We start from the raw sequence: 14,415 nt of genomic DNA, 5'->3' as shown, positions 1-14,415 counted from the left end.
GAAGGACGAACGGTCGGCGCGATCGCCATTCGTGGTTCGATACCTCATCACGAACGGCTGAAAGGTTTTTCAGGGAACGCAACGCATGATCGTTCAAGAATCGCTGGTTCTCCTCGCCAAGGCGTCCTACCTCCTCGCCGCGGCGCTGTTCATCCTCGGCATCAAGCGCATGTCCTCGCCGGTCACGGCGCGCAAGGGCATCGTGCAAGCCGGCATCGGCATGGTCATCGCCACGCTGGCGACATTCGCGATCACCGGCGGCCACAATATCGGGCTGATCACTGCCGGTCTCGCGATCGGCGTGATCCCGACCTGGCTCTGGGGCAAGAAGGTCGCGATGACCGACATGCCGCAGATGGTCGCATTGTTCAACGGCATGGGCGGCGGTTCGGCCGCGGCGATCGGTGCCGGCGAGCTGCTGAAGTTCACGCAGTCCGATGCAGCGCAGCCGCCATTGGCGACACTCGCGCTTGCGGTGGTCGGCGCGCTGATTGGCTCGGTCTCGATGACCGGTTCGATCATCGCCTGGGCCAAGCTCGATGGACGCATGGACAAGCGCTTCATGTTCGGCGGCCAGCAGGTCGTCAATTTCGCGGTGCTCGTCGCGGCAGCGCTGGCTGGCGCGGCGCTGGTGTTCTGGAAACTCGACGCCAGCCTGGTCGTCGTGTTCTTCCTGCTCTCGCTCGCGTTCGGCGTGCTGATGACCTTGCCGATCGGTGGCGCGGACATGCCGGTCGTGATCTCGCTATACAACGCGTTCACCGGCCTGGCCGTCGCATTCGAAGGCTATGCGATGGGCATCGAGGCGCTGATCGTCGCCGGCATGGTGGTCGGTGCGGCCGGTACCTTCCTGACCCAGCTGATGGCCAAGGCGATGAACCGGCCGATCAGCAATGTGCTGTTCTCGAACTTCGGCGGCGGTGGCGAGGCTACGGCGATCGCGGGTGCGCAGAAACCGATCGAGGCCAGCGATGCGGCCTCGCTGCTGTACATGGCCGAGAAGGTCATCATCGTGCCGGGCTACGGAATGGCCGTCGCGCAGGCGCAGCACAAGATCTGGGAGCTCTCGCAGGCGCTGATCAAGGCCGGCAAGGAAGTGAAGTTCGCGATCCATCCGGTTGCGGGACGCATGCCGGGCCACATGAACGTGCTGCTGGCCGAGGCCGGCGTTCCGTACGACCTGATCGCGGACATGGACGACATCAACCCCGAGTTCAAGACCTGCGATGTCGCGATCGTGATCGGCGCGAACGACGTGGTGAACCCGGCCGCGAAGACCGACAAGTCATCGCCGATCTTCGGCATGCCGATCCTCAACGTCGTCGACGCGCGCCAGACCATCGTGATCAAGCGCGGCAAGGGCACCGGCTTCGCCGGCATCGAGAACGCGCTGTTCTACCAGGACAACACGCGCATGCTCTATGCCGATGGCAAGGAGGCAGCGAACAGCCTGATCTCCGAGCTGAAGGCGATCGAGGGCGGCGGCGGGCATTGAGCGGATGAGTGAAACGTGGTGAGCGGCAAAGCGGTGAGCGGTGAGCGGGAACAGCGAGGAAACCCTTGCCGATCAGAGCTGCTTGTTCCGCTCATCGCCCGCCGCTTGCTGCTCCCGTTCACTGGCGACAAGGCGCATTCATGACCGCAATCGATTCCGATGCATTCGTCTTCTTCGGCGCGAGCGGCGACCTCGCCTACAAGAAGATCTTCCCCGCGCTGCAGGCGATGATTCGTCGCGATGGCCTGGACATCCCGATCATCGGCGTCGCGCGCTCCGGCTGGACCATCGATCAGCTGCGCGAACGCGCGCGCGACAGCCTCGAACACAATGGCGGGGTCGACGAGGCGGCATTCGCGAAGCTGAGCGCTCTGTTGCGCTACGTCGACGGCGACTACAACGACGCGACGACCTACGCGAACCTGAAGATCGCGCTGAAGGATTCGCAGCGTCCGCTGCATTACCTGGCGATCCCGCCGAGCATGTTCGGACCGGTCGCGCATGGCCTGGCCGCGGCGAACTGCACGACCAACGCGCGCGTGATCGTCGAAAAGCCGTTCGGTCGCGATCTCGCCTCGGCGCAGGCGCTCAATCGCACCCTGCACGAGGTGTTTCCGGAATCGGCGATCTTCCGCATCGACCACTATCTCGGCAAGGAAGCGGTGCAGAACCTGCTGTACTTCCGGTTCGCCAACAGCTTCCTGGAGCCGATCTGGAATCGCAACCATGTCGCCAGCGTGCAGATCACGATGGCGGAGAACTTCGGCGTGCAGGGGCGCGGCGCGTTCTACGAGGAGGTCGGCACGATCCGCGATGTCGTGCAGAACCACTTGCTGCAGGTACTTGCGCTGCTCGCGATGGACGCGCCGGTGGGCCAGGATGCCGAGTCGATGAATGCGGCGAAGCTGCAGCTGTTCCGCGCGGTGCGTCCGCTGGATCCGAAGGACATCGTGCGTGGCCAGTTCGTGGGATACCGCAACGAACCCGGGGTCGCTGCGGATTCACAGGTCGAGACCTTCGTCGCGTTGCGCCTGCATGTCGACACCTGGCGCTGGGCCGGCGTGCCGTTCTACATCCGAGCCGGAAAGTGCCTGCCGGTCACGGCCAGCGAAGTGCGCGTCGACCTGAAGCCGCCGCCTATGGACATCTTCGACCGGGCACGCGCCCACGAAGCCAACTATTTCCGCTTCCGGCTCAGCCCTGAAGTCGTGATCTCGACTGGAGCCCGCGTCAAGAAGCCCGGCGGGACGATGCACGGCGAATCGATCGAACTGGTCGCGCGCCACCAGTTGCGGCGCGAGAAATCGCCGTATGAGCGCCTGCTCAGCGACGCGCTGCACGGCGACGAAGGGCTGTTCACGCGCGACGACTGCGTCGAAGCCGCCTGGCGAATTGTCGATCCCGTGCTCGGCGATGTCGACCCGGTCAGCTTCTACGAACCCGGCACCTGGGGTCCGGCCGCTGCGGCGAAGATCATCGTCGGCAACGGCGGTTGGCACGACCCGAAAGCCGAGGAGATCGCTCCGTGCTGACGGACTCGCCGACCGTGTTTCTGCTCGATGTCGACAACACGTTGCTCGACAATGACCGCTTCACCGCGGACCTTGGCGAGCGCCTGCAAGGGGCATTTGGTAGTGTGGTGCGTGACCGCTACTGGGCGATCTTCGCGAGCCAGCGCAAGGAGGCCGGCTACGCGGACTACCTGGCCGCGCTGCAGGCGCTCCGCCTCGAAATCGACGAAACACCGGACCTGCTGCGGATGTCGACGTTCCTGCTCGAATATCCATTCGCGGAGCGCCTGTATCCGGATGCGCTGGCGGTGATCGCGCACTTGGGCGCGATCGGGCGGACCGTGGTGTACTCGGACGGTGACATCGTGTTCCAGCCGCGCAAGATCCAGCGATCCGGAATCTGGGCCGCGGTCGAGGGCCGCGTGCTGATTCCCGTGCACAAGGAGCGCGCGCTGGCCTCGATGCAGAGGAACTATCCGGCCTCGCACTACGTCATGTTCGACGACAAGCCACAATTGCTGGCCGCGATGAAACGCAGCCTCGGCGATCGCCTGACCACGGTGTTCGTGCGCCAGGGCCACTATGCCCAAGCGCCGGATGCCGGCGCGGCCGATCCGGCGCCGGATACGACCCTCGCCGCGATCGGCGACGCACTCGGTTGCGGCATTGCGGATTTCGCGCCAGTGCGCACCTGCGCATGAGCGCACCGAAACAGGACCTTCCATGAACACGACACGGCAACTGCACGATCTCGGCCAGAGCCTCTGGCTCGACAACATCACGCGCGAGATCCTCGACAACGGCACGCTGCGCCGCTACATCGACGAATTTTCGGTCACCGGCCTGACCTCGAATCCGACGATTTTCGACGAGGCGATCGGCAACAGCGGCGCGTACGACGCGGCGATCCATGCGAAGACCGCCGCCGGCAAATCCGGCGAGGCGCTGTTCATGGAGCTCGCACTCGAGGACCTGCGTCGCGCCGCTGACCTGTTCCGGCCGGTGTTCGACGCGACTGCCGGCGTCGACGGCTGGGTGTCGATGGAAGTCTCGCCGCTGCTCGCCAGCGACACGCAAGGCAGCATCGACGCCGCATTGCGCATCCACGCCCAGGCCGCGCGCGCGAATCTGTTCGTCAAGATTCCGGGAACGCCGGAAGGCCTACCCGCGATCGAGGAATCGATCTATGCCGGCGTGCCGGTCAACGTGACCCTGCTGTTCTCGCGTGAGCACTATCTCGCCGCAGCCGAGGCGTATCTGCGCGGCATCGAGCGGCGTATCGCGGCGGGGCGTGATCCGAAGGTCGCCTCGGTCGCGTCGCTGTTCATCAGTCGCTGGGACAAGGCAGTCGCGGACAAGGTGCCGGCCGAACTGCGCAACCGCCTCGGCATCGCGATCGGCGGGCGCACCTATTGCGCCTATCGCGAACTTCTGGCGTCGCCGCGCTGGAACAAACTCGCTGAAGCGGGTGCAATCCCGCAGCGCCTGCTCTGGGCGAGCACCGGAACGAAAGATCCGAATGCGTCCGACACGCTCTATGTCGAGGCACTGGCCGCGCCGGACACGATCGGCACGATGCCCGAGAAGACGCTGCACGCACTTTCCGACCATGGCTCGGTGCGTGGCGCGATGGCGGCAGACGGTGGCGACGCGGAGGCCGTGCTCGCGCAATTCGCGCACGCGGGCGTCGACGTCGACGCGCTTGCGGTGCAACTGCAAAGCGAAGGTGCGGCCTCGTTCGTGAAGTCCTGGACCCAGCTGTTGCAGCGCATCGCCGACAAGCGCGCCGCGCTGGCAGACGCCAACGCATGAACCGTCCGGAGAGCGGAATGCCGAACGACGCCACCACGAAACCCGCGCAGACGTTGACTGCACGCGCCGAATGGGAAGCGCTGCAGGCGCACTGCGCGACGATGCAGAAGGCGCATCTGCGCGACCTGTTCGCGGCGGATCCGGCGCGCGGCGAGCGCTTCGTGGCCGAGGCGGACGGGCTGTATCTCGACTATTCCAAGCAGCGCGTGAGCGAAGAGACGCTGCGTCTGCTGCGCGAACTCGCCGAGGCCTGCGGCCTGCGTGATCGCATCGCGGCGATGTTCCGTGGCGAGCACATCAACACGACCGAGAACCGTGCGGTGCTGCACGTCGCACTGCGCGCACCGCGCGATGCGCATATCGATGTCGACGGCGAGAACGTGGTGCCGCAAGTGCACGCGGTACTCGACCGCATGGCGGCGTTCGCCGAGCGCCTACGCAGTGGCGTCTGGCTGGGACATACCGGCCGGCGCATCCGCAACGTGATCAGCGTCGGCATCGGCGGTTCGGACCTCGGTCCGGTCATGGCCTACGAGGCGCTGCGCCATTTCAGCGACCGCGAGCTGACGTTCCGCTTCGTGTCGAATGTCGACGGCACCGACTTCGTCGAGGCCACGCGCGACCTCGACCCGGCAGAGACCCTGTTCATCGTCTGCTCGAAGACGTTCACGACCTTGGAGACGCTGACCAACGCGCATGCGGCACGCGCGTGGACGCTGGCGGCCCTGCACAACGAACAAGCCATTGCAAAGCACTTCGTCGCGGTCTCGACCAACGCCGACGAGGTGCGCAAGTTCGGCATCGACACCGCGAACATGTTCGGCTTCTGGGACTGGGTCGGGGGTCGTTATTCGATGGATTCGGCCATCGGCCTGTCGACGATGATCGCGATCGGCGAAGCGAACTTCCGCGCGATGCTGGCCGGCTTCCACGCGATGGACGAGCATTTCCGCAGCGCGCCGTTCGAGCGCAACCTGCCGGTGCTGCTCGGCTTGCTCGGCATCTGGAACGCGAACTTTCTCGGTGCGGCCACGGTGGCGGTGCTGCCGTACGAGCAGTACCTGAAGCGCTTCCCGGCCTATCTGCAGCAGCTCACGATGGAGAGCAACGGCAAGCACACCACGCTGGATGGCGCGCCGGTCGATTGCGATACCGGTCCGATCTACTGGGGCGAACCCGGCACCAACGGCCAGCACTCGTTCTACCAGCTGATCCACCAGGGCACGCGCATCGTGCCCTGCGATTTCATCGGTTTCTGCCAGGCGCTGTCGCCACTCGGCGATCAGCACGACCTGCTGATCGCGAACCTGTTTGCGCAGAGTGAGGCGCTGGCGTTCGGCAAGACTGCCGATGAAGTGCGCGCCGAAGGCACGCCGGAGGCGCTGGTGCCGCACCGCACGTTCGAAGGCAATCGGCCGAGCAGCACGATTCTCGTTGAGCGGCTGACACCGTACACGCTCGGCACGCTGGTCGCGCTGTACGAGCACTGCGTATTCGTGCAGGGCACGATCTGGAACATCGACTCGTTCGACCAATGGGGTGTCGAGCTCGGCAAGGTGCTGGCCAAGCGCACCGCGGCGGATCTGTCGAGCGCGACCGAGCCGAAGCTCGATCACGACAGCTCCACCAATGCGCTGATCCGGCGCTACCGCCGCCTGCGCGGTATGCGGCCATGAGCACGAAGATCAGTCCGCTCGCCGGCACGCCGGCGCAGCCCGGTCACCTCGTCGATATCAGCAGGCTCGTCGATGCGTACTACACGAACAAGCCCGATCCATCGGTGCCGGCGCAGCGAGTAAGCTTCGGTACCTCCGGGCATCGTGGGTCGTCGTTCGCGAGCAGTTTCAACGAAAACCATGTGCTCGCGATCAGCCAGGCGATCTGCGAGCACCGCAAGCGCGAAGGCATCGACGGTCCGCTGTTCATCGGCATCGACACGCACGCGTTGTCCGCGCCCGCTCTGGAAAGCGCGGTCGAGGTGCTCACCGCGAACAGCGTCGACGTGCGTGTTGCGACGGACGGCGAGTTCACGCCGACACCGGCGATTTCGCACGCGATCCTGACCTTCAATCGGGGGCGCGAACGCGGTCTCGCCGACGGTATCGTGATTACGCCGTCGCACAATCCACCCGAGGACGGTGGTTTCAAGTACAACCCGCCGAACGGTGGCCCCGCCGATACGAAGATCACGGGCGTCGTGCAGCAGCGTGCGAACGCGTTGCTCGAAGCGGGGTTCGACGGCGTGCGCCGCACCTCCCTCGACGAGGCGCGCCGCAGCGGCCGCATCCGCGAGCACGATTTCCTTTCCGCGTATGTCGCCGATCTCGGCGAAGTGATCGATTTCGACGCGATCCGCGGCTCGGGTTTGCGTCTCGGCGTGGATCCGCTTGGCGGCGCCGGTGTGAACTACTGGCCGCGCATCGCGGAGCGCTACCGCATCGCTCTCGATGTAGTCAGCACGGATATCGATCCGACCTTCGCGTTCATGACGCTCGACTGGGACGGCCGCATCCGCATGGATCCGTCCTCGGCATACGCGATGCGCCGCCTGATTGGTCTCAAGGATCGCTACGACATCGCGTTCGCCTGCGACACCGATCACGACCGCCACGGCATCGTGACCCGGAGCGCAGGCCTGATGCCGTCGAATCGTTACCTCGCGGTGATGATCGACTATCTGTTCAGCCATCGCGCGCAATGGCGCAAGGATGCCGCGATCGGCAAGACCGCGGTCAGCAGCGCGATGATCGACCGTGTCGCCAAGCGGCTCGGCCGCGCCGTGTGTGAGACACCGGTTGGCTTCAAGTGGTTTGTAGACGGCTTGCTTGACGGCTCATTCGGTTTCGGCGGCGAGGAGAGTGCGGGCGCATCGTTCCTGCGCAGGGCCGGCGGCGTATGGACGACCGACAAGGACGGCATCGCGCCGGCTTTGCTGTCGGCCGAGATCACCGCACGCAGTGGCCGTGATCCGGGTGATGGTTATCGAGGACTCGAACGTGATCTCGGCGCGGTGTTCACCGATCGTATCGACGCACCGGCGAACGCGGCGCAGCGCTCGAAGCTCGCGAACCTGGCGGCGTCGGATGTGCGCATCGCCGAGCTCGCCGGCGAGAAGATCGAGCACGTGCTCGATCGCGCGCCGGGCAACAACGCGGCAATCGGCGGCATCAAGGTCATCGCGGCGAATGGCTGGTTCGCGGCGCGGCCGTCCGGCACCGAGGATATCTACAAGATCTACGCGGAGAGTTTCCGCAGCGAAGCGCATCTGCAGGAAATCTTTCGCGAGGCGCAGCGCATCGTCGACCACACGATCGGCGGCGCGGCGGAAGCCCACTGATTTCAGGAGCACGCGATGACGGATGCCAACAACCATCGCTTCATCCCCGACGGCTGGCACGCCGTTACTCCGCGGATCGTCGTTCAAGACGCACGGCGACTCGTGGAGTTCCTGACGCGCGTGTTCGCCGCGACCGGAGAGTTTCAGGAGGATCGTCCATCCGTTGTCCGGCTCGGCGATTCGAATGTCATGGTCAGCGATGCCGGAATTCGCAGTCCCCAGACCGCCTTCCTCTACATCTATGTAGACGACACCGACGCCACGTATCGACGCGCCATCGATGCCGGCGCGCGTACTATCGAGGAACCGTTCGACACGCCCTACGGAGATCGTCGTTGCATGGTCGAAGACGAATGGGGCAACACCTGGCAAGTCGCCACGCCCTTCACAGGCGCCGATCCCACCTGACCTTTCTACCGAGCGGATATGCTTAAGGAGCTCTGATTTGTCCCCTCGCCCCGACCGCAGGTCGGCGCGAGGGTGAGGGGTGAGCGTCGAAGGCGCGAGCGCTCTTGCTGTTGTTTTCGCGATGCTTTTGCAGCACCAGCAAAAGCCCCCTCACCCCAGCCCTCTCCCCCAACGATGAAGCAGTTGGTAGAGAGGGGGTAGATCAGACCTTCCCCAACCGCGATTGCAACGCGCAAGAATCACGCTGATTCGGAGGAGAACAACATGACGCGGGCACTCGATCAGCAATGCATCGACACGATCCGTTTCCTGTCGGTCGACGCGGTACAGAACGCGAACAGCGGCCATCCCGGCATGCCGCTCGGCGCGGCGCCTATGGCCTATGTGCTGTGGACACGCTTCCTCAAGCACAACCCGCGCAATCCGCAGTGGGTCGATCGCGACCGCTTCGTGCTCTCGGCCGGCCATGGCTCGATGCTGCTGTACAGCCTGCTGCACCTGACCGGTTACGATCTCTCGCTCGACGACATCAAGCAGTTCCGCCAGTGGGGCAGCAGGACGCCGGGCCATCCGGAACGCGGGCATACGCCCGGCGTCGAGACCACGACCGGGCCGCTTGGGCAAGGGCTCGCGAACGCGGTCGGCATGGCGATCGCCGAGGCACAGCTGGCGGCACGCTATAACCGCCAAGGCCACGCGCCGATCGACCATCACACGTACGCAATCGTCAGCGACGGCGACCTGATGGAGGGCGTCGCCGCCGAGGCCGCCTCGCTCGCCGGTCATCTCAAGCTCGGCAAGCTGATCTGCCTGTATGACGACAACTACGTCTCGCTCGCGGCCGGCACCGACATCACGTTTTCCGAGGAGCGCGCGCGCCGCTTCCAGGCCTACGGCTGGCACACCGAATTCGTTGCAGACGGCAACGACCTCGCCGCGATTGAGACCGCGTTGACGCACGCGCGAGCCGAAACGCGGCGACCCTCGCTGATCCTGGTGCGTACGCATATCGGTTATGGGTCGCCCAAGCAGGACAGTTTCGAGGCGCACGGCTCACCGCTCGGCGTCGACGACGTGAGCAAGACCAAGGAAAAGCTCGGCTGGCCGACCGAACCGGCATTCCTGATTCCGGACGATGCGCTCGCGCATTTCCGCAGCGCGGTCGCGCGTGGTGTGGAGCGCGAGGCGGCGTGGAATGAACGTGTCGCCGCGTACACGAACGCGTTTCCGCAACCCGCCGCGGAACTCGCATCCAGCCTGCGCGGCGAGTTGCCAGCGGGCTGGGACGCGGACATTCCAACGTTCCCGGCCGACGCGAAAGGCCTTGCCACGCGCGAGGCCTCGGGCAAGGTCATGAACGCGATCGCGCCAAAGCTTCCGTCGCTGACCGGCGGCTCGGCCGATCTCGATCCGTCAACCAAGACCGCGCTGAAGGGACTCGGCGACTTCAATCCGCCGGCGCACAAGGACGAGGACACGCAGGGTTCGGTCGGCGGCGGCTGGAGTTACGCGGGCCGCAACCTGCACTTCGGTGTGCGCGAGCATGCGATGGGCGCGATCGTGAACGGTCTCGCCGCGCACGGCGGCACGATTCCGTACGGTGCGACCTTCCTGATCTTCTCCGACTACATGCGCCCGCCGATCCGCCTCGCTGCGTTGTCGAAGCTGCACGTGGTCCATGTGTTCACCCATGACTCCATCGCACTCGGCGAGGACGGCCCGACCCATCAGCCGATCGAGCAACTCGCGGGCCTGCGCGCGGTCCCGAATGTGACCGTGATCCGTCCGGCCGACGCGAACGAGACCGCGGTCGCATGGAGAGTCGCGATCGAGACGCGCGAGCGGCCGGTGCTGCTGGTGCTGAGCCGGCAGGCGGTGCCGACGCTCGATCGAGCGCAGTACGCATCCGCCGATGGCTTGCGTCGCGGCGCCTATGTGTTGAGCGACGCTGCGCAGGGCAAGCCCGAGTTGATCCTGATCGCGAGCGGCGCGGAGGTCGGCCTGATCGTCGTGGCGGCCGAGCGCCTGCGCAACGATGGCATCGCGGTGCGTTGCGTCTCAATGCCGAGCTGGGCGCTGTTCGACGCGTTGCCGCCAGTCGAGCGCGACGCGGTGCTGCCGCCCGGCGTGCGTGCGCGGCTGGCGGTCGAGGCGGGCGCAACGCAGGGCTGGCATCGCTACGTCGGCGATGCCGGCGACGTGCTCGGCATCGACCGCTTCGGCGCATCCGCCCCGGGCGAGGTCGTGCTGCGCGAATACGGCTTCAACGTCGACAACGTCTGCGCGCGCGCGAAAGCCTTGCTGAATCGTTGAGGTTCGAGGCATGAGTGCAAAATTCGACGTCGGCGACCGCGCGCGCTGGAACTCCGAAGTCGGCATGGTCAGCGGCACGATCATCCGCGCGCACACACGCGACACCGACTACACGAGCCATGTCCGCCATTGCTGCGAGGCGGCTGCGCCTGAAGCCCTCTCCCCCAAGCTCTGCTTGGGGGAGAGGGTTGGGTGAGGGGGCGAGGCCGCAGATCAGTAAGACCCTGCGAGTTCCGCCAGTATCCGCAAGCAAGCGCGCTTCGCTGAAGGTCTTCGCATACTGCGATCGCGCACCCTGCATGGAGCACCGCCTCCCATCCCAACGATGGGGCCATTGGGGGAGAGGGAGCGCAGGACGTCGTTCCCTATCATTCGGTCACACCTCGCATCGCCGCGTTCACCTTGATCGCAACCCAGCCGTCTCCATCTCCTCGCGATCGCGAGCGGTTTCCCCGCTCGCCACGATCATGAGGTGTTCCCGATGTCCGTAGCGTCCAAACCCACCCCCATCCGCATCGACTTCGTCTCCGACGTCTCCTGCCCGTGGTGCGCCATCGGTCTGAACGCACTCGAACAGGCGATCGCCCGCGTCGGCGACAAGGGCGCCGTCGACCTGCATTTCCAGCCCTTCGAGCTGAATCCGCAGATGCCGCCGGAAGGCCAGGACGCGACCGAACACCTCGTGCAGAAGTACGGTTCCACGCCGGAACAGCTCGAACGCAACCGCGAGGCGATCCGCGCGCGCGGCGCCGAACTCGGATTCACGTTCGGCGCGCGCGGCCGCGTCTACAACACCTTCGACGCCCACCGCCTGCTGCACTGGGCCGCGCTCGAAGGGCACGACAAGGAGCGCGCACTCAAGCACGCACTGCTGCGCGCGTACTTCACCGACGGCGAGGACGTCTCCGCGCACGAGGTACTGGTGCGGGTCGCGAGTGAGGCCGGCCTCGATGCCGCGCGTGCCCAACAGATCCTGTCATCCGACGAATACGTTGCCGACGTGCGCACACAAGAACGCTTCTACACCGACCGCGGCATTCATTCCGTACCCGCGGTGATCATCAACGACCGTCATCTGATTTCCGGCGGCCAGCCGATCGAGGTATTCGAGCAGGCGCTGCGGCAGATCGCGGCGCAGGGGTGATGATCGCGACCTCGCCGATCGGAAATCTCGACGAACCGTTTCTACTCCGAAAGCCGTCTTTGCAGGCAGGGAACGGCCTGTCATGCCGGCCGCGGCGCTATCAATAGATACCGGGGATCAGTCGCTTGGTGCGGCGGCAGTAGCTTGCGTAACGCTCGCCCAAGGCTGCGCCGAGCGCCGCTTCTTCTTCGCGGATGCGAAACAGGTATATAGGGGGCGTCAGCAGCATGATGACGAGCAGACTCGGCCAATTGCCCAGCGCCAGACCGAAGCCGAAGAAGGCGATGAGCGCACCGAGATAACTCGGATGGCGGATATGTCGATACAGGCCTCGATCCATCACTTCATGATTGGCAAGCACCGCTACGTTGGGGGTATGGAAGCGGCCGAGCTGAGCAATGGCAGTCGAGCGGATCAGAATGCCGAGCCCGAGACTGACGAGGCCGGCAATTTGTACCGGCATGGTTGGCCGGATGACGCCGATTTGCTTGTAAGCCAGCCAGATGCCAACCGTCCACGCGAGCAGATTGCCCGCTGCGATCACCCGCAGCGAGAAGCGATCACGGTTTTCTGCCGTGCCGCTCTTGCGGCGGAAAACGACCAGGCCGTCGATCAGGAGCCACAGCACGAATACAGCAACGGCGATGTTTCGTAGTCTCTCCATTGGATAAAGTTTTCTCTCGAAATGAGCGGAATTTGGTCAGGGAACAGGTCTCGACTCACGTGGCGTGCGTCGTTGGATGCCCTGGCTTGCGCGTTACAGGATGAGCTGCCAATAGCCGACATCCACCCAGCGATCGAACTTCCTGCCGACCTCTTTCAGATGCGCGACCTTCTCGAAGCCGAGACGCTCGTGCAGCTTCACGCTCGCCTCGTTCGGTAACGCGATGCCGCCGAGTACGGAGTGCATGCGCATCTCGCGCAGTCGATCGATCAGTGCGCCGTAGAGCAGCGATCCAAGGCCGTGGCCGCCGGCGCCGTCGATCAGGTAGACCGTGCCTTCCACCGAGAAACGGTACGCGCAGCGGCCTTTCCATTTCGATGCGTAGGCATAGCCGATCGCGCCGCCGTTCTGTTCGGCAACCAACCATGGCAGCGGGATCGCGAGTGTTTCGCGGATCCGTGTTGCCATCTCGTCCGCGCTGACCGCTTCCTCTTCGAACGTGACGACCGTGTTCAATACGTAATGGTTGTAGATGTGCGCGATCGCGCCCGCATCGCGGATCTCGGCAGCCCGGATCGTCGCGCCCGGGCTGTCGCGGTTGGCGACGGGGGACGGCATGCTCATTCCTTCTTGATCGCGTGCCCGCCGAACTCGTTGCGCATCGCGGCGAGCAGCTTGTCGGCGAACGAGTCGGTGTCGCGCGAGCGCAGGCGTTCGATCAGGGAGGCGGTGATCACCGGCGCGGGCACGTCGAGGTCGATCGCCTCGGCGACGGTCCAGCGGCCTTCGCCGGAGTCGGCGACCCAGGGCGCGATGCCGTCGAGCTTCGGATTCTTGCCAAGTGCATCGGAGGTGAGATCGAGCAGCCACGAGCGCACCACGCTGCCCGTACGCCAGATCTCGGCGATCTGGTGCAGGTCGAGCGCGAATTCCTGCTTGTGCCCGAGGATCGAGAAGCCCTCGGCGTAGGCCTGCATCAAGCCGTATTCGATGCCGTTGTGGACCATCTTGGTGAAATGCCCGGAGCCGACCGGGCCGACGCGACCCCAACCCGTGTCCTTGCCCGGCGCGAGCGTCTCGAAGATCGGGCGCAGATGTTCGACTGCCGCCGCATCGCCGCCGATCATCATGCTGTAGCCCTCGGCGAGGCCCCAGATGCCGCCGCTGGTGCCGCAGTCGACGTACTGGATGTTCTTGCCGGCGCAGGTTGCCGCGCGGCGCAGCGTGTCCTTGTAGTTCGAGTTGCCGCCGTCGATCAGCGTGTCGCCGGCAGACAGCAGCGGCAGCAAGGCATTGACGGTGTCATCGGTGATCGCGCCGGCCGGCACCATCATCCACAACGTGCGCGGCGCCTTCAGCTTCGCGACCAGCGCATCCAGCGTCGCCGCGGATTCCGCGCCGTTGTCCTCGATCGCCTTGCGCGCCTCGGGCTTCGGATCGAAGCCGACCACCCGATGTCCACCACGCACGAGCCGCTGCGCCATGTTGGCGCCCATGCGGCCGAGACCGATCATGCCGAGTTCCATCGTGTTCGCTCCTGTGATTGTGTGCTGTCGTTTGCCGTTCGATTGCGAAGCGTACTTCACTACCGTTCGCCCTGAGTATCGACTGCGCGCGCAGGAGCGCGCGAACGACGAAGTCGGCCCGAAGGGCGAGCGCCAGGATGACGCGAGTCACGGTGAACGGTTTCAGGCGCCGCCTTTCATGGTTCGATACGCCGTAGGCGTACCC

General features: G+C 65.2%; 13 protein-coding genes. 10 read left to right on the top strand and 3 right to left on the bottom strand.

The genetic code is table 11. The features are described 5' to 3' along the window. Window positions 1-85 precede the first annotated feature (85 nt). The 10 genes from ABD002_RS17550 (at window position 86) to ABD002_RS17505 (ending at window position 12,020) form a co-directional block, all read left to right on the top strand. Entirely contained in the window at window positions 86-1,495 is a 1,410-nt protein-coding gene (locus tag ABD002_RS17550; RefSeq protein WP_343793497.1) for an NAD(P)(+) transhydrogenase (Re/Si-specific) subunit beta, read from the top strand. Between the two features lie 140 nt (window positions 1,496-1,635). Continuing rightward, complete coding sequence (gene zwf, locus ABD002_RS17545; protein ID WP_343793495.1) at window positions 1,636-3,027, top strand: glucose-6-phosphate dehydrogenase; 1,392 nt, start codon at window positions 1,636-1,638, stop codon at window positions 3,025-3,027. Next, complete coding sequence (locus tag ABD002_RS17540) at window positions 3,021-3,707, top strand: HAD family hydrolase (RefSeq protein WP_343793493.1); 687 nt, start codon at window positions 3,021-3,023, stop codon at window positions 3,705-3,707. The genes zwf and ABD002_RS17540 overlap by 7 nt, the downstream gene beginning before the upstream one ends. A 22-nt stretch (window positions 3,708-3,729) precedes the next feature. Then, window positions 3,730-4,818: a transaldolase gene (gene tal / locus ABD002_RS17535; RefSeq protein ID WP_343793491.1), complete on the top strand. Its 1,089-nt coding sequence runs from the start codon at window positions 3,730-3,732 to the stop codon at window positions 4,816-4,818. 17 nt (window positions 4,819-4,835) lie between these two features. Continuing rightward, entirely contained in the window at window positions 4,836-6,494 is a 1,659-nt protein-coding gene (gene pgi / locus ABD002_RS17530) for a glucose-6-phosphate isomerase (protein ID WP_343793489.1), read from the top strand. After that, window positions 6,491-8,155, top strand: coding sequence for a phosphoglucomutase (alpha-D-glucose-1,6-bisphosphate-dependent) (gene pgm / locus ABD002_RS17525; protein ID WP_343793487.1), 1,665 nt, complete (start codon window positions 6,491-6,493; stop codon window positions 8,153-8,155). Before pgi ends, pgm begins: the two co-directional genes overlap by 4 nt. Window positions 8,156-8,170: 15 nt before the next feature. Then, window positions 8,171-8,563: a VOC family protein gene (locus ABD002_RS17520; RefSeq protein ID WP_343793485.1), complete on the top strand. Its 393-nt coding sequence runs from the start codon at window positions 8,171-8,173 to the stop codon at window positions 8,561-8,563. A 264-nt stretch (window positions 8,564-8,827) separates the two neighbouring features. Then, entirely contained in the window at window positions 8,828-10,876 is a 2,049-nt protein-coding gene (gene tkt / locus ABD002_RS17515) for a transketolase (RefSeq protein ID WP_343793483.1), read from the top strand. 10 nt (window positions 10,877-10,886) lie between these two features. After that, window positions 10,887-11,072 carry a hypothetical protein gene (locus ABD002_RS17510; protein ID WP_343793481.1) on the top strand — a complete coding sequence of 62 codons (186 nt, stop codon included), beginning with the start codon at window positions 10,887-10,889 and terminating at the stop codon, window positions 11,070-11,072. Window positions 11,073-11,357: 285 nt separating this feature from the next. After that, window positions 11,358-12,020: a DsbA family oxidoreductase gene (locus ABD002_RS17505; RefSeq protein WP_343793479.1), complete on the top strand. Its 663-nt coding sequence runs from the start codon at window positions 11,358-11,360 to the stop codon at window positions 12,018-12,020. A 100-nt stretch (window positions 12,021-12,120) separates the two neighbouring features. Here ABD002_RS17505 and ABD002_RS17500 read toward each other — a convergent pair whose 3' ends face one another. The 3 genes from ABD002_RS17500 to gnd all read right to left on the bottom strand — a co-directional run bounded on the left by ABD002_RS17500 (window position 12,121) and on the right by gnd (window position 14,270). After that, window positions 12,121-12,684: a methyltransferase family protein gene (locus ABD002_RS17500; protein ID WP_343793477.1), complete on the bottom strand. Its 564-nt coding sequence runs from the start codon at window positions 12,682-12,684 to the stop codon at window positions 12,121-12,123. 93 nt (window positions 12,685-12,777) lie between these two features. Continuing rightward, a complete protein-coding gene (locus ABD002_RS17495; RefSeq protein ID WP_343793475.1) occupies window positions 12,778-13,302 on the bottom strand; it encodes an arsinothricin resistance N-acetyltransferase ArsN1 family B in 525 nt (174 codons plus the stop codon). Between the two features lie 2 nt (window positions 13,303-13,304). Beyond that, window positions 13,305-14,270, bottom strand: a complete 966-nt coding sequence (gene gnd, locus ABD002_RS17490; protein WP_343793473.1) for a phosphogluconate dehydrogenase (NAD(+)-dependent, decarboxylating) — start codon at window positions 14,268-14,270, stop codon at window positions 13,305-13,307. Window positions 14,271-14,415: the final 145 nt, after the last annotated feature.

Origin of the sequence: Dokdonella soli (genome assembly GCF_039523175.1) — a bacterium.
GTDB classification, from domain to species: domain Bacteria; phylum Pseudomonadota; class Gammaproteobacteria; order Xanthomonadales; family Rhodanobacteraceae; genus Dokdonella_A; species Dokdonella_A soli.
This window is presented reverse-complemented; position numbering and strand designations above follow the sequence as displayed.